We start from the raw sequence: 19,265 nt of genomic DNA, 5'->3' as shown, positions 1-19,265 counted from the left end.
CCCTTTGTGAACCTCCGGGCGCGGTCGTTTGGCCGCGCCCTTTTTTTCGCCCATGCCGTCGTTCCCGCGAGGGCGGGAATCCAGCGTCCAGACGCGATCCCGCTATCCGACAGCTTGATGCGTCGGGCAGATGGATCCCCGCCTTCGCGGGGATGACAGCAGGAAGCTTGCGCCGTAACACGCGTGTCACACACCCGACCCGGCGCTGTCATCCGACGGTTATCAAATGCGCCACGAACGGGCACGGCCCGTCGTCACTCCAGGAGAGCATCGTGTTCAAGTCCATCCAGTTCCGCCTCGCCGCGCTCGCGCTGGCCAGCACCGTCGCCATGGGCGCGCAGGCGGCCGACGTCACCGGCGCCGGCGCCTCGTTCGTCTACCCGGTCATGTCGAAGTGGTCGGCCGACTACAACAAGGCGGCCGGCAAGAAGGTCAACTACCAGTCCATCGGTTCGGGCGGCGGCATCGCGCAGATCAAGGCCGCGACGGTCGACTTCGGTTCCTCCGACGCCCCGCTGAAGCCGGAAGAACTGGCGCAGGCCGGCCTCGCGCAATTCCCGTCGGTGATCGGCGGCGTGGTGCCGGTCGTCAACGTGCCGGGCGTCGCTTCCGGCGCGCTGAAGCTGGACGGCGACACGCTCGCCAACATCTTCCTGGGCAAGATCACCAAGTGGAACGATCCGGCGATCGTCGCGCTCAACGGCGGCGTGCAGCTGCCGGACCGCAAGATCACCGTCGTGCATCGCTCGGACGGTTCGGGCACCACGTTCAACTTCGTCAACTACCTCTCGAAGGTGTCGCCGGACTGGAAGTCGAAGGTCGGTGAAGGCACGTCGGTGAAGTGGCCCGTGGGCATCGGCGGCAAGGGCAACGAAGGCGTCGCCGCGTACGTGAAGCAGATCGTCGGCGGCATCGGCTACGTCGAGCTGTCATACGCGCTGCAGAACAAGATGTCGTACTCGCGCCTGAAGAACGCCGCCGGCAACTTCGTGCTGCCGTCTGACGAGAGCTTCTCGGCCGCCGCCGCCAGCGCCGACTGGGCGAACGCGAAGGACTTCTACCTGGTGATGACCAACGCCCCGGGCGCGAACGCCTGGCCGATCACCGCCACCAACTTCATCCTGATGTACAAGCAGCCCAAGAATGCCGCGGGCGCGAAGAACGCCAAGGAATTCTTCCGCTGGGTCTACGCCAACGGCGACCAGCAGGCCAAGGCGCTGGACTACGTCCCGCTGCCGGACGCGCTGGTGAAGCAGATCGAGACCTACTGGTCGACCTCGATGAACTACTGATCCCCTCGCGGGTTCAGCGATACGGAAAGGCGGGCTTCGGCCCGCCTTTTTCGTACCTGCAGGATTGCGTGGAGCTTTCCGCTCATGGTGTCGAACCCGGCGCTCGGACCGCTCGTACTGCCGTCATTCCCGCGAAGGCGGGAATCCATATCTCCGAGCCCACTCCGGCCTCCGTAGAGCGTGATGGTTCGGACGGTTGGATCCCCGCCTTCGCGGGGATGACGTCTTCACCACCCCTGGGTCATGGCGATCGGCCGACGTGCCTACCCCCACCGCCCCGGGCCGCAACCCCGCCAGGCCCGCATTGCAGAAATGTGACCGCTGGATGTCATTGGGCTGTAACAAAAGAATCATCAAATGGCGCAGCCCGGCCAGCAGGCCGGATCCTTCCCCTTGGAGTTGCGCATGAACCCGTCGTCGGCCCGCATTGCCGCCCTCGCCTTCGCCATCGCCCTGACCGTCGCGGCCTGCAAGCCCGCCGGCGACACCAACGCACCGGCCACCGGCGCGGACGCCGGAGCTTCCGCTGCGAACGCTCCGGCCGGCGACAAGGTCGCCGCGCAGATCACCGGCGCCGGCGCGACCTTCATCTACCCGCTGATCTCGAAGTGGTCGGACGACTACAACAAGGCCACCGGCGCGAAGGTCAACTACCAGTCCATCGGTTCCGGTGGCGGCATCGCGCAGATCAAGGCCGGCACGGTCGACTTCGGTTCCTCCGACAAGCCGCTGCCGTCCGACGAACTCGCTGCCGCGGGCCTGGGCCAGTTCCCGTCCGCCATTGGCGGCGTGGTACCGGTGGTGAACATCGAAGGCATCGAGCCGGGCAAGCTGCGCCTCACTGGCCCGTTGCTCGCCGACATCTTCAGCGGCAAGGTCGCGACCTGGAACGATCCGGCCATCGCCGCGGTGAACCCGGGCCTGACGCTGCCGTCGACCAAGATCAACATCGTCCACCGCTCCGACGGTTCGGGCACGACGTTCAACTTCACCAACTACCTCTCGAAGGTCTCGCCGGACTGGAAGTCGAAGGTCGGCGAAGGCACGTCGGTGCAGTGGCCGGGCGGCGTGGGCGGCAAGGGCAACGAAGGCGTCGCCTCCTACGTGAAGCAGATCAAGGGTTCGATCGGTTACGTCGAACTCGCGTACGCGCTGCAGAACAAGATGGCATTCGCATCGCTGCAGAACGCCGCCGGCAACTGGGTGCTGCCGAGCGCGGAGAGCTTCCAGGCCGCCGCTGCCGGCGCCGACTGGGCCAGCGCGAAGGACTTCAACCTGGTGATCACCAACGCGTCGGGCGAGCAGGCGTGGCCGATCACCGCGACCAATTTCATCCTCATGTACAAGACGCCGAAGGACGCGAAGCGTTCGGCCGACACGCGCGAGTTCTTCAAGTGGGCCTTCGAACAGGGCCAGTCGCAGGCGCAGGCGCTGGACTACGTCCCGCTGCCGCCGGCGCTGGTGCAGCAGGTCGAGGCGTACTGGGCAGCCGAGTTCAAGTGACGATCCGGCGCCTGCGCGCTTTGCGCGCAGGCCTTTGCCGGATCGTCATCCCCGCGAAGGTGGGGATCCACAACCAACCGATGCGTCATCCCGGCGGAAGCCGGGATCCAGGCTGACCACGCAGCAGGTGTCATTCGTCAAGCGTGACGCGACGGACAGATGGATTCCCGCCTTCGCGGGAATGACGGCAAAAAACGCAACACGCAACGCGCACCACGTCATCCCGCGAACGCGGAGACGCCATGAACGCAGCACCGGGTCGCACTCCCTCTCTCTCCCTGCGATACGGCAATCGCGTCCATGGTCTCCCGCCTTCGCGGGAATGACGGCCCAGAACCCGGAACGGCCACACGAACCCCTCGGATGAATGCCACTTCCCTCCCCGCCGTTGAAGTTCCCAAGTCGCGCGACCACACGGACGCGCGCAACGACCGGCTGTTCCGGTACGTCCTCACCGGCACCGTGATCTTCGTGCTCGTCGCGCTCGCCAGCGCGGCGCTGTCGATGCTGTGGGGCGGACGCCACGTGCTCGAAGCCGAAGGACTGCGCTTCTTCTTCAGCACCGAATGGAACCCGGTCGAGAACCGCTACGGCGCGCTGGTGCCGATCTACGGCACCGTCGTCACGGCGCTCATCGCGATGCTGATCGCGGTGCCGGTGAGCTTCGGCATCGCGTTCTTCCTCACCGAAGTCGCACCGCGCTGGGCGCGCGGCCCCATCGGCACGGCGATCGAACTGCTCGCCGGCATTCCCTCGATCATCTACGGCATGTGGGGCCTGTTCGTGCTCGTGCCGGTGATGACCGAATACGTCACGCCATGGCTCAACGACCACGTCGGCACGCTGCCGGTGATCGGCGCCCTCTTCCAGGGCCCGCCGCTGGGCATAGGCATGCTGACCGCCGGCATCGTGCTGGCGATCATGGTGATCCCGTTCATCTCGTCGGTGATGCGCGAGGTCTTCCTCACCGTGCCCACGCGCCTGAAGGAATCGGCCTACGCGCTGGGTTCGACCAAGTGGGAAGTGAGCTGGGACATCGTGCTGCCGTACACGCGCTCGGCGGTGATCGGCGGCATCTTCCTGGGCCTTGGCCGCGCGCTCGGCGAAACGATGGCGGTGGCCTTCGTGATCGGCAACAGCGTGAACTTCTCGGCCTCGCTGCTCGAGCCGGGCACGACCATCGCCGCCCTGATCGCCAACGACTTCGGCGAGGCGACCGAAACCTATCGTTCCGCGCTGCTGCTGCTGGGCTTCGTGCTGTTCATCGTAACCTTCGTGGTGCTCGCGATCGCGCGCTTCATGCTGCTCAAGCTCGCCCGCAAGGAGGGCAACTGATGAGCGCTCCCACCGTTTCGGTGAAGACCGCGCACGACTTCAAGGTCGCCGACGCCCTCTATCGCCGCCGCCGCGTCATCAACATCGTCTCGCTGGTGCTGGCCTGCGCGGCCGCCTTGTTCGGCCTGTTCTTCCTGGGCTGGATCCTGTGGACGCTGATCGCCAAGGGCATCGGCGGCATCAACTGGGCGCTGTTCACGCAGAACACGCCGCCGCCGATGCAGGAAGGCGGCCTGCTCAACGCCTTCTTCGGCAGCGCCGTGATGTGCGTCATCGCGATCCTGATCGGCACGCCGCTGGGCATCGCCGCGGGCACTTGGCTCGCCGAGTACGGCCACGCGCGCAAGTTCGGCACGGTGGTGCGCTTCGTCAACGACATCCTGCTGTCGGCGCCGTCGATCGTGCTGGGCCTGTTCGTGTACACGCTGGTGGTGATGCAGACCGGCGGCAACTTCTCGGCGCTGGCCGGCGCGATCGCGCTCGCCTTCATCGTGCTGCCGGTGGTGGTGCGTACGACCGACGAAATGCTGCGACTGGTGCCGGCGCAGATGCGCGAGGCCGCGCTGTCGCTGGGCGTGCCGCAGTGGAAGGTCATCATGCAGGTGCTCTACCGCAGCGCCTCGGCGGGCATCGTCACCGGCGTGCTGCTCGCGCTGGCCCGCATTTCCGGCGAAACGGCGCCGCTGCTGTTCACCGCCTTCGGCAACCAGTACTGGTCCACCAACGTGCTGCAGCCGATGGCCTCCGTGCCGGTGGTGATGAACCAGTTCGCCGGCAGTCCGTACGAATCGTGGCAGGTGCTGGCCTGGGCCGGCGCGCTGGTGCTCACCGTCTTCGTCCTCCTCATCAGCCTCATCGCGCGCGCCATCGTGCTGCGCAACCGGATCAGCCATGACTGACCTCTCCAACCTCTCGGGCCTTTCGGGCCGGAACACCGCCATGAACGACGCCCGCATCGCCCTCGCCACGCCCGAGCGCAAGACCGCTGCTGCCTCCGCGCCGGTGAAGCTCGCCGCACGCAGCCTGAACTTCTACTACGACAAGTTCCATGCGCTGAAGGACATCAACCTGGAGATGCCCGAAAAGCGCGTTACCGCGCTGATCGGCCCCTCCGGTTGCGGCAAGTCCACGCTGCTGCGCATCTTCAATCGCATCTATGCGCTGTATCCGAAGCTGGAAGCGCGCGGCGAGGTGATCCTGGACGGCGAGAACATCCTGGATTCGCGCTATCCGATGAACCGCCTGCGCAGCAAGGTCGGCATGGTGTTCCAGAAGCCGGTGCCGTTCCCTATGACGATCTACGAGAACGTCGCCTACGGCATCCGCCACCACGAGAAGCTGTCCAAGGCCGAGATGGATTCGCGCGTCGAACACGCGTTGCGCCAGGGCGCGCTGTGGGACGAGGTGAAGGACAAGCTGGGCGCGAGCGCGCTGGGCCTGTCGGGCGGCCAGCAGCAGCGCCTGTGCATCGCACGCGCCGTCGCGCTGCGCCCGGACGTGCTGCTCCTGGACGAGCCGACGTCGGCGCTCGACCCGATCTCCACCAGCCGCATCGAGCAGCTAGTCGAGGAGCTGAAGAAGGACTACACGATCGTCATCGTGACCCACAACATGCAGCAGGCCGCGCGCGTGTCCGACTTCACCGCCTTCATGTACCTGGGCGACCTGATCGAACACGGCACGACGGACACGATCTTCTCCAATCCTACGAAGCAGCAGACCGAGGATTACATCACCGGTCGGTTTGGGTGAGGCAGGCCGCTTGCGCGGGTGAGGCTGGCCGCTTGCGCGGCATCGCCGCGCGGCCCGCCGAACGCCCGGCCATGGATGGCCGGGCGGGGCGATCCGAAGCCGGTTGATTTCCGCCATGGACGGCAGCAGCGCCTTGATAAGGGCATGACGCGAACACCACACACATGAGCACCCAGATGCACGACCACATCGTCAAGAGCTACGACGACGAGCAGCGCCGGCTGCTCAACGAAACCCTGCGCATGGGCGAGATGGCCGCCTCGCAGCTGGAGGCCGCGCTCGACGTGGTCCAGCGTCGCGACGACAAGGCCGCCGAACGCATCATCGCCAACGACGAGGCGATCGACGCCCTCGAAACCGAAGTCAGCCACGACGTCATGAAGCTTGCGCTGCGCGGGCCGATGGCGCGCGACCTGCGCGAAATCCTCGCGGCGATCCGCATCGCCTCCGACATCGAACGCGTCGGCGACTACGCGGCCAACGTTGCAAAGCGATCGCTCGCGCTGAACCTCTCGCCGCCGCTGCCGCACGTGAGCGGCCTGCATGCGATCGGAACGCTGGCGGTGCAGCAGGTGCGCGACGTGCTGGTGGCCTATCGCGACAACAACGTCGAACTCGCCCAGCGCGTGCGCGCCCGCGACGCCGACCTCGACGTAGCCTACACCGCGCTGTTCCGCGAGCTGCTCACCTACATGATGGAAGACGCGCGCAGCATCACGCCGTGCACGCATCTTCTGTTCATGGCGAAGAACATCGAGCGCATCGGCGACCACGCCACCAACATCGCCGAAAACGTGTGGTTCCTCGTGCGCGGCGAGGAAGCCCTGCCCCCGCGCGAGAAGCGCGACGGCAGCTCGACGACGGCGGCGCCTTGAGCTTTCGTGATTCGTGATTCGTGATTCGTGATTCGTGATTCGTGATCTGTGATCTGTGATTAGCGATTGGCGATTGGCGACGCGATCCGTGGCTCGTGATATGTGATTCGGGAAAGCGCTTCCCGAAGCCGTCATCCCGGCGAAAGCCGGGACCCAGGCCCGTAACGCACGGCGCACCGACGCGCAGAACCACAATCACCTCGTCATTCCAGCGAATGCTGCAATCCACCGACCCTTCGCTGTTCCGCGCGATCAGGCGGCTGACTGGCAGCGTGAATCGGACGACATGACAGCCCGGATCCCGGCCTTCGCCGGGATGACGGCTCCGGTTGCCGGACTGCACATCCGCGCAATCCACTCGCCGCACGCATCGCTCGCTTCGCCGATTTCATTGCCTCCTCCGCCATCGCGCCGCCATGCCCACGACTCATGGCCTATGCGCCGGCACCCTCGATTGCGCAAAGTTGCGTCTTCGATAGCAGCCGCTCCGGAAAACGGTTTCGCGCATGCTGCGCCGCATCAAGCGCGACGCTGTTCACCGCACGCTAGCTAACGCCCTGTCATCGTTCCCAGGCCTGAAAACCGGGCCATCTCCGCGGGTTCCCCCGCATCGCGCACAGGAGTTCTCCCATGTCCAGCAAGACCAGCAAGACCGTCGTCCTCGTCGCCGGCGCCGCCCTGGCCGGTGGTATTGCGCTCTCGGGTTCGGCGTTCGCCATGACCGACCTTGCGTCCGGCTACATGGTCAGCGCCGGCGAAGGCGCGAAGGCCGGCGAAGGCAAGTGCGGCGTCGAGAAGATGGACACCGACAAGGACGGCAAGGTGTCGCAGGCCGAATTCGGCGCGGCGCACAACGGCGACACCAGCAAGTTCGCCACGCACGACGCGAACAAGGACGGCTTCCTCTCCGCCGACGAACTGAAGGCGAAGAAGGGCGACAAGATGGAAGGCAAGTGCGGCGAAGGCAAGTGCGGTGGCATGGCTTGACGCGAGTCCCTTCGCAAGAGCCCGCACATCCCTGTGCGGACTCCTAAAGAGATGCGTCGCGCATTCATAGCCAATGACCAGCCTGGCTGACACTTCAGTCGGACTCGGACTGCGGCGGGCCCTGCTGGGCCCGCTGCGGAACGCCGCCGCGGGCGATTTCGACTTTCTCGAATGCGCGCCCGAGAACTGGATCGGTGTCGGCGGAAAGCTCGGCGAAGCACTCGACGAACTCAGCGCCCGCCACACGCTGACATGCCACGGGCTGTCGCTATCGCTCGGCGGCTTCGCGCCGCTGGATGAAACCTTTCTCGCGCGGGTGCGCCGTTTACTCGATCGCCACCACGTCGCGCTCTATAGCGAACACCTGAGCTACTGCGCCGACGACGGCCAGCTCTACGACCTGCTGCCGCTGCCGTTCACCGACGAGGCCGTGCGCCACGTCGCCGCACGCATTCGCCAGACGCAGGACATCGTCGGCCGCCGCATCGCGGTGGAGAACGTGTCCTACTACGCGACCATGCCGGTCGATGGCGACCAGCACGCGCTCGACGAAGCTGCCTTCATCAACGCGGTATTGGACGAGGCCGATTGCGACCTGTTGCTCGACGTCAACAACGTCTACGTCAACGCGATCAACCATCGCTACGATCCCCTCGCCTTCCTCGACGCGATGCCCGCGCATCGCATCGCCTGCTATCACGTCGCCGGCCACTTCGATGAAGCCGACGACCTCAAGGTCGATACGCACGGCGCCGCGGTGAAGGACGCCGTGTGGTCGCTGCTCGGCGAGGCGTATCGTCGCTTCGGCGCGCGCCCGACGCTGCTGGAACGCGACTTCAATATTCCGCCCTACGCCGAACTGCTCGGCGAACTGGACACCGTGCGTCGCGTCATGCGCGAACACGCGGCCGCACCGAACGCGCATGCCCACGCCTGACGCACCGCCGCGCCTGCGCGCGCAGCAACTCGCCCTCACCCGCCACCTGCGCGATCCGCAGTCCACAGCCGCGCCCGATGGCGTGGAAGACCGGCGCATCGCGATCTATCGCGACCTGGTGTTCAACAACGTCGAGAGTCTGCTCGCCGGCAATTTCCCGGTGCTGAAGCAGGTGCTCGGCGATGCGGACTGGCGCGCGCTCGTGCGCGATTTCTTCCGCGGGCATCGTGCGCAGACGCCGCTGTTTCCCGAACTCGGCCGCGAATTCCTGCGCTTCCTCGACGCACGCGACGACGCATCGCCGACGCTGCCGCCGTTCGCCGGCGAACTCGCGCATTACGAATGGGTCGAACTGGCGCTGCAGATCAGCGACGCGGAACTGCCCGCATTCGATGCGAACGGCGATCTGCTCGACGGCGTCCCGGTGCTGTCGCCACTCGCCTGGCCGCTGGCGTACGCGTGGCCGGTGCACCAGATAGGGCCCGATCATCGTCCTGATCTTCCGCCGGCCGAACCGACCTTGCTGCTGGTGCGCCGCGGGTCCGACGGCGAGGTGCGGTTCTCGCAGCTGAGCCCGCTGGCGTTCCGGCTGCTGCAGCGGCTGGACGAGTCGCCGTCGCTGACCGGGCGTGCGCAGCTGGAGGCGTTGGCGGTCGAGGCTGGGCATGCGGATGTGGACGCCTTCGTGGCGCAGGGCCGGGCGTTGTTCGAGCAGATGCGCAGCGTCGGGGTCGTCCCGGGAACGCTTCCGTAGCTGTCATCCCCGCGAAGGCGGGGATCCAGCAGCCCGCCGCATCACCCTTCCGTCGAGCGTGATGCATACGCAGTTGGATTCCCGCCTTCGCGGGAATGACGGCAAAGGCGCAGCGCCGCAAACGCCGAGCCCGCCACCCAGCCACATTTGACCCGTCTGCTAACCTTTCGGCCATGCAGAACGCCGACGCACCCGCCCCGCCCGCCCGACTTTGCACCCGTTTCCGCGGCTTCCTGCCGGTGGTGGTGGACGTGGAAACCGGCGGCTTCGACTGGAACCGCCATGCGCTGCTCGAGATCGCCGTGGCGCCGATCGACCTGGACGAGAACGGGCTGCTCGTCGTCGGCGAGATCACCAGCAGCCACGTCGTGCCGGCGCCCGGACTGGACATCGATCCGAAGTCGCTGGAAGTCACCGGCATCGACATCGACCATCCGTTCCGCGACGCGAAGACCGAACGCGTCGCGCTGGAAACCGTCTTTGCGCCAGTGCGCGCCGCACTGAAGAAGCACGGCTGCCAGCGCGCGATCCTCGTCGGTCACAACGCGCATTTCGACCTGAACTTCCTCAACGCGGCGGTCGCGCGCAGCGGCCACAAGCGCAATCCGTTCCATCCCTTCAGCGTGTTCGACACGGTGAGCCTGGCCGGCGTCGCGTACGGGCAGACGGTGCTCGCGCGTGCGGTGCAGGCGGCCGGATTGTCGTGGAACAGCGAGGAGCAGCATTCGGCCGTCTACGACACCGAGCGCACCGCGCAGCTGTTCTGCCGCATCGTCAACGCGTGGCCCTCGCCTGTGCCGCCGGTGGTGGCGCCGTGAGCGATACGCGCACGCCGATGCAGCGCATGCTCGCCGGCGAGCTGTACCGCGCCGACGATGCGGAGATCCAGGCGGCGCAGGCCGCAACGCGCGAATGGCTGGTGCGCTACAACGCCGCGCTGGGCATGACGCCGGCGCAACGCCACGCGTTGCTCGTCGAGCGACTGGGCGCCGCGGGCGAAGGCAGCGAGATCCGACCGCCCTTCCATTGCGACTACGGCTTCAACGTGCATCTGGGCCGCGGCGTGTTCCTCAATTTCGACTGCGTGATCCTCGACGTGGTGCGCGTGGACATCGGCGACGGCACGCAGATCGGTCCGGCGGTGCAGATCTACACGGCGGACCACCCGCGCGATCCCTCGCAGCGCCGCGAAGGCTGGGAATTCGGCAAGCCCGTGCGCATCGGCCGCAACGTGTGGATCGGCGGCGGCGCGATCGTGCTGCCCGGCGTGACCATCGGCGACGACGCGCTGATCGGCGCGGGCAGCGTGGTCACGCGCGACGTGCCGGCGAGCGCGACGGTGGCGGGCAATCCGGCGCGCATCGTTTCGAAGGACGCTGCCGTCCGATAGCGGCCGCGCGGTCCGGCCGGATCGCCGCATTGTCCCGTTCGATGCAACGCGCTGTGGACGCGCCGGGATGTTCCCGCCGTGCGCGCAGATGCCGACAATCCCCTTTCGCCGTCGCACGGGATCGGCAAGCGTCGGTCTGACCGGCGCTTAGAACCGTTTTAAAGAAGCGCTGCTGGAATGCTCCATCGCAGCCGGCGCGTCGCGGCCACGCGCGCGTCGATGCGATCCTTCCGCACCTTTCCGGCGTCCCGTCGCGTGTCCACGACCGCACGGGCCGTCGCCAGCCTGGATGCCCCCATGAACCGTTCCGGATGGCTGTTGCCGGCCTTCCTGCTGTCCGCCTTCGCGAGCACCGCGCACGCGGGCGGCCGCGCCGATTGCACCAGCGGCCCCACCCGGCTGCCGCCGATCGTCAACCTGCGCGTCGACAACGACCTGCTCGGTGGGCAGGACCAGGGCTACAGCAACGGCGTGCAGCTGACGCTGGTGTCGCCGAACCTGCGCGACTACACCGACGATCCGTGCATCCCGCGCCTCGCCCGCTGGGTGAATCGCCATCTGGAAGCGCTGCAACCGGAAACGTTCGAGCAGCAGAACATGATCGCGACCTTCTCGCAGGGCATTTTCACGCCGACCGATTTCAGCCGCGCCGACCTGATCGAGGACGATCGCCCGTATGCGGCGGCGCTGCTCGTCGGGCTGGGCTACAACGCGCGCGAAGGCGATGCGCTGCGCACGACCAAGCTGCAGTTCGGCGTGGTCGGTCCTGCGGCGCTAGGCCAGGAAGCACAGGACGCCGTCCACGGCATCACCGGCAGCGAGAAATTCCGCGGCTGGGACAACCAGCTGGAGAACGAACCGGTCTTCCGCATCGTGCACGAGCGCATGCGCCGCTTTTCCCCGAACGATGGGGCGCGGGGCTGGGGCTGGGATGCGATCGCGCACTACGGCGGCAGCTTCGGCAACCTCGCGACGTACGCGAACGCGGGCGCAGAACTGCGTTTCGGCCGCAACCTGCCCGACGATTTCGGCAGCACGCCGCTGCGCCCGGCCGGCGAGAACACCGCGCCCACGCGCGAACCGCAAAGCCAGTACACACCCGGTGCGCACCTGTTCCTGACGATGGACACGCGCTGGGTGCTGTGGGACATCACGCTGGACGGCAACGCCTTCCGCGATAGCCACAGCGTCGACAAGCGCCACGCCGTAGCCAATGTCGGCTACGGCGTGGCGGTGATGTTCAATCGGTGGAAGTTCGCGCTCGCGCGCTACCACGGTACGCGCGAGTTCGACGGGCAACAGGAAACCCCGTTGTTCGGAAGCTTCACGATCAGCCGGGCGTTCTGATACTTGCCGTCGTCCCCGCGCAATGTGGGATGAGGTTACGGCGAAGCCAGCTTCAACCCCACCAGCCCCGCGACGATCAGGCCCACGCTGACCAGGCGCAGCGCATTGACAGGCTCGTTGAACAGCACGATGCCGAGGATGACGGTGCCGACGGCGCCGACGCCCACCCAGATCGCATAGGCGGTGCCCACCGGCAGCGATTTCATCGCGATGCCGAGCAACCCCAGGCTGATCGCCATCGCGGCGACGGTGCCCACGGTCGGCCACAGCTTCGTGAAGCCGTCGGTGTATTTGAGGCCGATCGCCCAGCCCACTTCGAACAGGCCGGCGAGTACGAGGATGATCCAGGGCATGACAGTCTCCAGTCGGATGGGGCCGTCCCCGGGTGCGAATGGAGCGGCGGGGTCGTCCCCGCTTCCTGGATCGGGATTATTCCACAGGGCTTCGCGCGCGGCCCTCACGCGGCGGCACGCGTTTACAGCCGGGTTACACGTGCGCGTTGCCGCATGCGCGTGCGCAATTAGAGCCGCGCTTCCGGCGGATTGGCGTCCACGCAGATGATGTTGCGGCCCTGGTTCTTCGCGCGGTACATCGCCGCGTCCGCGCGCTCGAGCAGGCGGGCGGGCGTATCGTCGAAGCGGCACTGCGCGATGCCGACGCTGAAGGTGACGCGCAGGCCGTCGACGCCCGCCCACGACGCGTGCGTCTCGAAGGCGTGCTGCATGCGTTCGCAGATGGCGATCGCCTCCTCCAGCGAGGTATCCGGCAACAGCAGCGCGAACTCCTCGCCGCCAAGTCGCGCGAGCAGGTCCGCCGCGCGGCTGCCGGCCGCGAACACCAGCGCCGCCTCGCGGAGCACGGCATCACCGACGGCGTGCGAGTGCGTGTCGTTGATGCGCTTGAAGTGATCCAGGTCGATCAGCGCCAGGCACAGCGGATGGCCGGCGCGCTGCGCCACGGCCATGTCGCGCTTGAGGATCTCGTCGAAGCGGCGCCGGTTCGGCAGGCCGGTGAGCGCGTCCTCGCGCGCCTGCCGTTCGTACGCGACGGCCTGCCTGCGCACGCGTTCGAGCAGCTGCGCGCGTTCGCGATCGGCCGCGAGCAGGCGCTCGGCCTGCGCCTGCAGATCGCGCGTGCGCTCGTTGACCAGCCGCGCGAGGCGAACGTTCTTGGTGCGATAGCGATGCACGAGGTAGCGATACAGCGCCCACAGGACCAGCAGTAACAGCAACGCGGCGGCGGCACGCGTGTCGGTACGCTGCCACCACATCGGCTTGATCGTGAACGACCACGTCGCCGTGTCGGTGGTCCAGGGGCCGCCCGGATGCGCGGCGGCGACCTGCAGCACGTAATCACCGGGCGGCAGGCCCATGTATTCGACGGTGCGCTGGCGATCGCGTTCGACCCAGTCGTGGTCGAGGCCGATCAGCCGCGTGCGATAGCGGATGCGATCGGACATCACGTAACTGAGGCCGACGTACGACACGCCGATGCGCTTGCCGCCCGGCAGCGAGGCGCGCGAATCAAACGGCACGTCGCGGCCGTCGAGTGCGACGCGCTCGATCACCGTCGGCGGCGGGCGGCGATCGACATAGCGTTGCAGCCGCACGGGGTCCACCGACGCGACGCCCGCGGCCGTGGCGATCCACACGCTGCCGTCGCGACGCAGGATCGCCGATGGCGACGAACTGCCGTTGGCCTGCGCGCTCGGGAGGCCGTCGGCTTCCGTGTAGCGCTCGCTCGGCAGCGGCGTGGCGCTGCCGTCGGCCGCGGTATCGAGCGCGTCCTTGCGGATGCGCAGCACGCCGCGGTTGCTGGTCACCCAGACGTTGCCGACGCGATCGGGCACGAACTGGAATACCGCGTCGACCGGCAGGCCCTGTTCGAGTCCGACGCGCGCGAGCCGGCCGTCGCGATAGCGGTACAGGCCGCGGTCGGTCGCGATCCACACGTCGCCGTGGACGCTGCGGAAGCCGAACACCGAACGTGCCCCGCTGGCGCTGAGGTCGATGCGCTCGACCTTGTTGCCGCGCAGCACGTGCGCGCCCTCGACCGAGCCGATCCACAGCGCGCCGTCGATGCTCGCCAGCGACGTGATGAGGCCCTGCGGCAGGCCCGCCGCCGTGGGCGCGTGCGCGCCGTCCGCGTCCAGCTTCACCACACCGCGTCGCGTGCCGGCCCACACCCTGCCCGCGTCGTCGACGGCGATCGCGCGGACGTGCCCGCTCGGGACGCCTTCGTCCTGCGCGTAACGACGCTGCAGGCGCCCATCGCGCATGCGGTACACGCCATCGGCATAGGTGCCGACCCACAGGTCACCGTCGGCGCCCTGCGCGATGCTCAGCACCGACGGCGCGTCGCTGCCGCTTTCCGCATGAACGATATCGACGTGGTGGATGCGGCCGTCGGCGCCCATCCGGTCGAGGCCGCCACCGCCGCCGATCCACAGGTCGCCGTCGCGGTCTTCCAGGATCGCGCGGACGTATTCGCCGGACACGCCATCACGGCGGGTGATCGCGCTGAAGAGCGTTTCGCGCAGGCGGAACAGGCCGCCGTTCGCGCCGATCCAGATGTTGCCTTCGGCGTCTTCCAGCAGGCTGGCGATGCGGCCGTTCGGCAGCACGTCGCCGGCCGGCAGCCGCTCCACGCCATGCGAGCCGATTCGCACCAGGCCATGGTTCTCGGTGCCCAGCCACAGGTCGCCGTTGCGGTCGCGCAGCATCGCGGTGAAATGACCGAGGCCCGGCACCTGCTTCACGAGCGCCACGTCCTTGCCGAGCAGCCGGTAGACGCCGTCGCCCGCCACCAACCACATCGAGCCGTCGGCGGCCCGATACGGCCAGGCCAGCCCCGGCGGGAGCTTCCAGCGGGCCGGTGCGCGTTCCCAGCGGCCGTCGGGTTGGCGGATCACCAGCCCGTCCATCGTGCCGACCCAGATGCGTTCCTCGGCATCGATGGCGATGCGCGGAAAGCTCGCAGGCAGCGGAATCCCCGCCGGCGGCGGGAAGTATTCGAAGCGATCGTCGCGATCCAGGCGCCCCATGCCGTGGTTCTCGAACAGCAGCCACAGGCGGCCGCGATCGTCCATCGCCATGTCGTGGATGAGCGCCTGCGGCCAGTCGGCGGTGCGTTCCCAGAAACGCCACTGGCCGTCGGGCTGCAGCCGCCCGAGGTTGCCGCGGGAGTCGCTGAGCCATAGCCGGCCGGCCGGGTCGACGTAGAGCGCACCGATGCCGTTGTCGCGAAGGGCCGGCGTGGTGCCGCGACCGATCACGGTGAAGTCGATGCCGTTGTAGCGGACCGCGCCTTCCCAGGTGGCGAACCAGAGGTGCCCTTCGGGCGTCTGCGCGATGTCGCGCAGCGAGTTGTGCGGCAGGCCGTTGCGCGTCGTCCATGCATCGACCACGTAATCGCGCAGCGGCGGTGGTCCGAGTGCCGAAGACGTGCCCGGCGACGGCGTCGCGAACGCCATCGCCACGGCGGGCAGCCACGACGCGCAAAAGGCGAGCCATCGCCGCCAGCCGCGGCGCCCTCCCCGTGTTTGCGTAGCCCCCATCGCGACCCCGACTCCCGTACCCGCAGGCGTTATCGGCCCCGTTCGCCCACGCTCAACCCCGCTGGCGCACCGCTTCGAACAGCGTCACGCCGGCGGCCACCGACACGTTGAGGCTTTCGACGCTGTCGCCACCGGGCATCGGAATGCGCACCAGCTGGTCGCAATTCTCGCGCGTGAGGCGGCGAAGGCCGTCGGCCTCGCCGCCGAGCACCAGCCCGACGTTCCCCTTCAGGTCCAGCGCATACAGCGAGGTGTCCGCTTCGCCGGCCAGGCCGTAGAGCCACACGCCGAGCTTCTGCAGGTCGCGCATCGTGCGGGCCAGGTTGGTCACCGGGATGACGGCGACGCTGTCGGCCGCACCGGCCGAGGTCTTGCGCACGGTCGCGTTGACCTGCACCGACTTGTCCTTCGGGATGATCACCGCGGTCGCGCCGGCCGCGGCCGCGCTGCGCAGGCACGCGCCGAGGTTGTGCGGGTCCTGCACGCCGTCGAGGATCAACAGAAGTGCGCGGCCTTCGGCACCTTCGACGATGCTTTCCAGCTCGTTCTCGTTCCACGTCTTCGCCGCCGCATAGCGCGCGACCACGCCCTGGTGGCGCAGGTTGCCGACCACGCCGTCGAGTGCCTGCGTCGCGACGCGGCGCACGTCGATGTCGAGGCGGCGCGCATTGCTCTCGATCTCGGTGATGCGCGGGTTCTTCGCGCCGGCCTCGATCAGCACCTCGCGCACGTGTTCGGCATCGTGTTCGAGCGCCGCCGACACGGCGTTGATGCCGGCGATCCATTGTTTCTGGCTCATGGGAATTCCAGGGAACGGGGCGCAATAGGCGCCCGAAAGCCGTTATCGTCGTGCGCGCGCGGGCACAGGTCCAGTGTTTTGTGCGGCAGGTCGCGGATCGGCCCTTTCTGAACGGGTTTCGCCCGATCAGGCAAGGCGCAGGACACTGGGCTGTGCGAGCGGCGGTTGCCTTTCAGCGGCAGCCCGGGTGCCCTTCGCTCACCCGGGCTGCAAAAGCAGGCCTCAGTACTTCTTCTTCACCCGCTTCGCCGGCTGCCCGCGTGGGGGCAGCGGCTTCACGCCACGGTCCTCGACGAGCTTGAAGTCGATCTTCCGGTCCTCGACGCTCGCCTTCATCACCACGATGCGCACGCGATCGCCCAGACGGAACTGCCGCCCCGCGCGTTCGCCCGACAACGTCTTGCGGATCGGGTCGAACTGGTAATAGTCGTGCGGCAACTGCGTGACGTGCACCATGCCGGTGACCTTCGATTCCACCAGCTCGACGAACAGCCCGAAGCTGGTGACGCCGCTGATGACGCCATCGAATTCGCCGCCGACGTGCTGCTCCATCCACGCTGCGCGGTAGCGCTCGTCGACCTCTCGCTCGGCTTCGTCGGCGCGACGTTCGCGCTCGGAACACTGCAGCGTGAGCGCCGCCATTTCGCTCGGCGAATAGCGGTACTTTTCCGGCCTGCCGCCGGTCAGCGCGTACTTGATCGCGCGATGCACCAGCAGGTCGGGATAGCGGCGGATCGGCGAGGTGAAATGCGTGTACGCCTCCAGCGCCAGGCCGAAATGGCCGACGTTCTCCGGCGAATACACCGCCAGCGACTGACTGCGCAGCAGCACCGATTCGATCAGCGCGGCATCGGGACGCTCGCGGATCTTCTTCAGCAGCGCGGTGAAATCGCGCGGTTCGACGCGATTCCACGGCGGCATGCGGAGCTTGAACTCCTTCAGGAATTCCAGCAGGTCGGCGTACTTCTGCTCCGGCGGGCGCTCGTGGATGCGGAACGGCGACGGCACGTGGCTGGCCATCAGGTACTTCGCCGCCTCCACGTTCGCGGCGATCATGCATTCCTCGATCAGCTTGTGCGCGTCGTTGCGCTGGAGCATGCCCGCCTGCACGACCTCGCCCTTCGGACCGAGCACGAAGCGCACTTCGCTGGATTCGAACTCGATCGCGCCGCGGCGTTCGCGGGCCTTGGCGAGGATCTGGTACAGCTGGTGCAGGCGCTGCACGTTGGGCAGCAGCGAGCCGATGCGTTCGATGGCGTCCTGCTTGTCTTCCTCGCGGACGTCCTCGCCGACGGCGTTCCACACCTGCGTGTAGGTCAGGCGCGCGTGCGAGTTCATCACCGCTTCGTAGAACTTCGATCGGGTGACCTCGCCTTCGCGATCGATCTGCATGTCGCAGACGAAGCACAGGCGGTCGACCTTCGGATTGAGCGAGCAGATGCCGTTGGACAGCGTCTCCGGCAGCATCGGAACGACGAACCCGGGGAAATACACCGACGTGGCGCGCTTCTGCGCTTCGTCGTCGAGCGGCGTGCCGGGCCGCACGTAATGCGATACGTCGGCGATGGCGACGACCAGGCGGAAGCCGTTGCGATTGGGTTCGCAATACACCGCATCGTCGAAGTCCTTCGCGTCCTCGCCGTCGATGGTCACCAGCGGCAGTTCGCGCAGGTCCACGCGCTGTGCGGCGATTTCTTCGGGCACGGTGAGCGGCACGTCCGAGGCTTCGTCGAGCACGGCCTGCGGGAATTCGTGCGGGATCTCGTGCCCGTGGATCGCCGCCTGCACCGCGAGCGACGCGGTGAGTCGATCGCCCAGCACCGCCAGCACGCGGCCGATCGGCGTGCGCTGCGGGCCGTGTTCGTCCGGCGACTCGATCAGTTCGACCACGACCAGCTGGCCGTTCTGCGCATTCATGCGCTCGTCCGGCGGCACCTGCACGTTGCGCTGGATGCGGCGGTCATCGGGCACGACGTAGCTGATGCCGGCTTCCAGGCAGAAGCGGCCGATCAGGCGATTGAGGCGACGTTCGAGCACGCGCAGGATCGCGCCTTCGCGACGGCCGCGACGGTCCACGCCGGTGACGCGCGCGAGTACGCGATCGCCGTGCATGGCCTTGCGCATTTCCATCGGCGGCAGGAAGAGATCATCGCCACCGCCCGACTCGGGGCGCAGGAAACCGAATCCGTCGGGATTGGCGATGACCACGCCCGGAATCAGGTCCAGCTGCTGCGCCGGCAGGAATTCGCCCATGCGGTTTCGCAGCAGCTGGCCGTCGCGCACCATCGCGGCCAGGCGCTTGCCCAGCGCGTCGAAGCGGCTCTCTTCGGTCAGCGACAGGCGCTGCGCGATCTCGTCGGCGGACAGCGGGCCGTCGGCCTGCGCGAGCAGTTGCAGGATCATCTCGCGACTGGCGATGGGCTGCTCGTAGCGCGCGGCTTCGCGTGCGGCGTACGGATCGTGGAAACCCGAACCGGCACCGCCGCGACCACGCTGCGCTGGCGGAGGCGGTTCGGGCATCCAGCCCGGCCGCGCCGGTGGCGCCTTGCGACCGCCGCCGGAAGCGCCGGCGAACTTGCCGGATTTCGCCGACTGGGCCTTCCCTGCGCCGGGCTTGCCGGACGCGTTCTTCCCGCTGCGGGAGCCTGACTTGGGAGAGCCCGATTTCGAGCCGGATTTCGATGAGCCGGAGGCTTTTTTCTTCATGCCGCGCATGGTCGCACATCCGCATGAATGCG

General features: G+C 67.6%; 16 protein-coding genes. 12 read left to right on the top strand and 4 right to left on the bottom strand.

From position 1 onward, the window contains the following. The first annotated feature begins 329 nt into the window (after positions 1-329). From pstS (GOY17_RS06355) to GOY17_RS06300, 12 genes are all read left to right on the top strand, one after another. Complete coding sequence (pstS, locus tag GOY17_RS06355) at positions 330-1,292, top strand: phosphate ABC transporter substrate-binding protein PstS (RefSeq protein WP_232338587.1); 963 nt, start codon at positions 330-332, stop codon at positions 1,290-1,292. 405 nt (positions 1,293-1,697) lie between these two features. Then, complete coding sequence (pstS, locus tag GOY17_RS06350) at positions 1,698-2,795, top strand: phosphate ABC transporter substrate-binding protein PstS (protein WP_157029740.1); 1,098 nt, start codon at positions 1,698-1,700, stop codon at positions 2,793-2,795. A gap of 363 nt (positions 2,796-3,158) precedes the next feature. Further along, complete coding sequence (gene pstC, locus GOY17_RS06345; RefSeq protein ID WP_157029739.1) at positions 3,159-4,130, top strand: phosphate ABC transporter permease subunit PstC; 972 nt, start codon at positions 3,159-3,161, stop codon at positions 4,128-4,130. Beyond that, entirely contained in the window at positions 4,130-5,029 is a 900-nt protein-coding gene (pstA, locus tag GOY17_RS06340) for a phosphate ABC transporter permease PstA (protein WP_157029738.1), read from the top strand. Before pstC ends, pstA begins: the two co-directional genes overlap by 1 nt. Before the next feature lie 40 nt (positions 5,030-5,069). Beyond that, positions 5,070-5,882, top strand: coding sequence for a phosphate ABC transporter ATP-binding protein PstB (gene pstB / locus GOY17_RS06335; protein WP_157029737.1), 813 nt, complete (start codon positions 5,070-5,072; stop codon positions 5,880-5,882). Positions 5,883-6,046: 164 nt separating this feature from the next. Beyond that, entirely contained in the window at positions 6,047-6,757 is a 711-nt protein-coding gene (gene phoU / locus GOY17_RS06330; protein WP_115840804.1) for a phosphate signaling complex protein PhoU, read from the top strand. Between the two features lie 630 nt (positions 6,758-7,387). After that, positions 7,388-7,744 (top strand): EF-hand domain-containing protein, encoded by a 357-nt coding sequence (locus GOY17_RS06325; protein ID WP_115840805.1) that lies wholly within the window; start codon positions 7,388-7,390, stop codon positions 7,742-7,744. A 73-nt stretch (positions 7,745-7,817) separates the two neighbouring features. After that, positions 7,818-8,681 (top strand): HvfB family MNIO-type RiPP peptide maturase, encoded by an 864-nt coding sequence (locus GOY17_RS06320; protein WP_157029736.1) that lies wholly within the window; start codon positions 7,818-7,820, stop codon positions 8,679-8,681. Continuing rightward, the gene (locus GOY17_RS06315) at positions 8,668-9,435 is read left to right on the top strand and encodes an HvfC family RiPP maturation protein (protein WP_157029735.1); all 768 of its coding nucleotides are present in this window, start codon (positions 8,668-8,670) and stop codon (positions 9,433-9,435) included. Before GOY17_RS06320 ends, GOY17_RS06315 begins: the two co-directional genes overlap by 14 nt. Before the next feature lie 173 nt (positions 9,436-9,608). Further along, positions 9,609-10,253: a ribonuclease T gene (rnt, locus tag GOY17_RS06310; protein ID WP_115840808.1), complete on the top strand. Its 645-nt coding sequence runs from the start codon at positions 9,609-9,611 to the stop codon at positions 10,251-10,253. A 17-nt stretch (positions 10,254-10,270) separates the two neighbouring features. Further along, the gene (locus GOY17_RS06305; protein ID WP_157031619.1) at positions 10,271-10,825 is read left to right on the top strand and encodes a sugar O-acetyltransferase; all 555 of its coding nucleotides are present in this window, start codon (positions 10,271-10,273) and stop codon (positions 10,823-10,825) included. Positions 10,826-11,122: 297 nt separating this feature from the next. Further along, a complete protein-coding gene (locus tag GOY17_RS06300; RefSeq protein ID WP_157029734.1) occupies positions 11,123-12,172 on the top strand; it encodes a lipid A deacylase LpxR family protein in 1,050 nt (349 codons plus the stop codon). A 35-nt stretch (positions 12,173-12,207) separates the two neighbouring features. Here the strand turns inward: GOY17_RS06300 and sugE are convergent, their stop codons facing one another. The 4 genes from sugE to rnr all read right to left on the bottom strand — a co-directional run bounded on the left by sugE (position 12,208) and on the right by rnr (position 19,233). Further along, on the bottom strand, positions 12,208-12,525 hold the full coding sequence (sugE, locus tag GOY17_RS06295) for a quaternary ammonium compound efflux SMR transporter SugE (RefSeq protein WP_115840810.1): 318 nt from the start codon (positions 12,523-12,525) through the stop codon (positions 12,208-12,210). A 167-nt stretch (positions 12,526-12,692) separates the two neighbouring features. After that, positions 12,693-15,644, bottom strand: coding sequence for a ligand-binding sensor domain-containing diguanylate cyclase (locus tag GOY17_RS06290; RefSeq protein WP_232338586.1), 2,952 nt, complete (start codon positions 15,642-15,644; stop codon positions 12,693-12,695). A gap of 136 nt (positions 15,645-15,780) precedes the next feature. Further along, positions 15,781-16,527: a 23S rRNA (guanosine(2251)-2'-O)-methyltransferase RlmB gene (gene rlmB, locus GOY17_RS06285; RefSeq protein WP_157029732.1), complete on the bottom strand. Its 747-nt coding sequence runs from the start codon at positions 16,525-16,527 to the stop codon at positions 15,781-15,783. 222 nt (positions 16,528-16,749) lie between these two features. Continuing rightward, on the bottom strand, positions 16,750-19,233 hold the full coding sequence (rnr, locus tag GOY17_RS06280; protein ID WP_425482291.1) for a ribonuclease R: 2,484 nt from the start codon (positions 19,231-19,233) through the stop codon (positions 16,750-16,752). Positions 19,234-19,265: the final 32 nt, after the last annotated feature.

This window comes from Lysobacter soli (genome assembly GCF_009755585.1).
Classification (GTDB): domain Bacteria; phylum Pseudomonadota; class Gammaproteobacteria; order Xanthomonadales; family Xanthomonadaceae; genus Lysobacter_J; species Lysobacter_J soli.
Note: the sequence above shows the minus strand (reverse complement) of the source record. Positions and strands in the feature narration are given on the sequence as shown.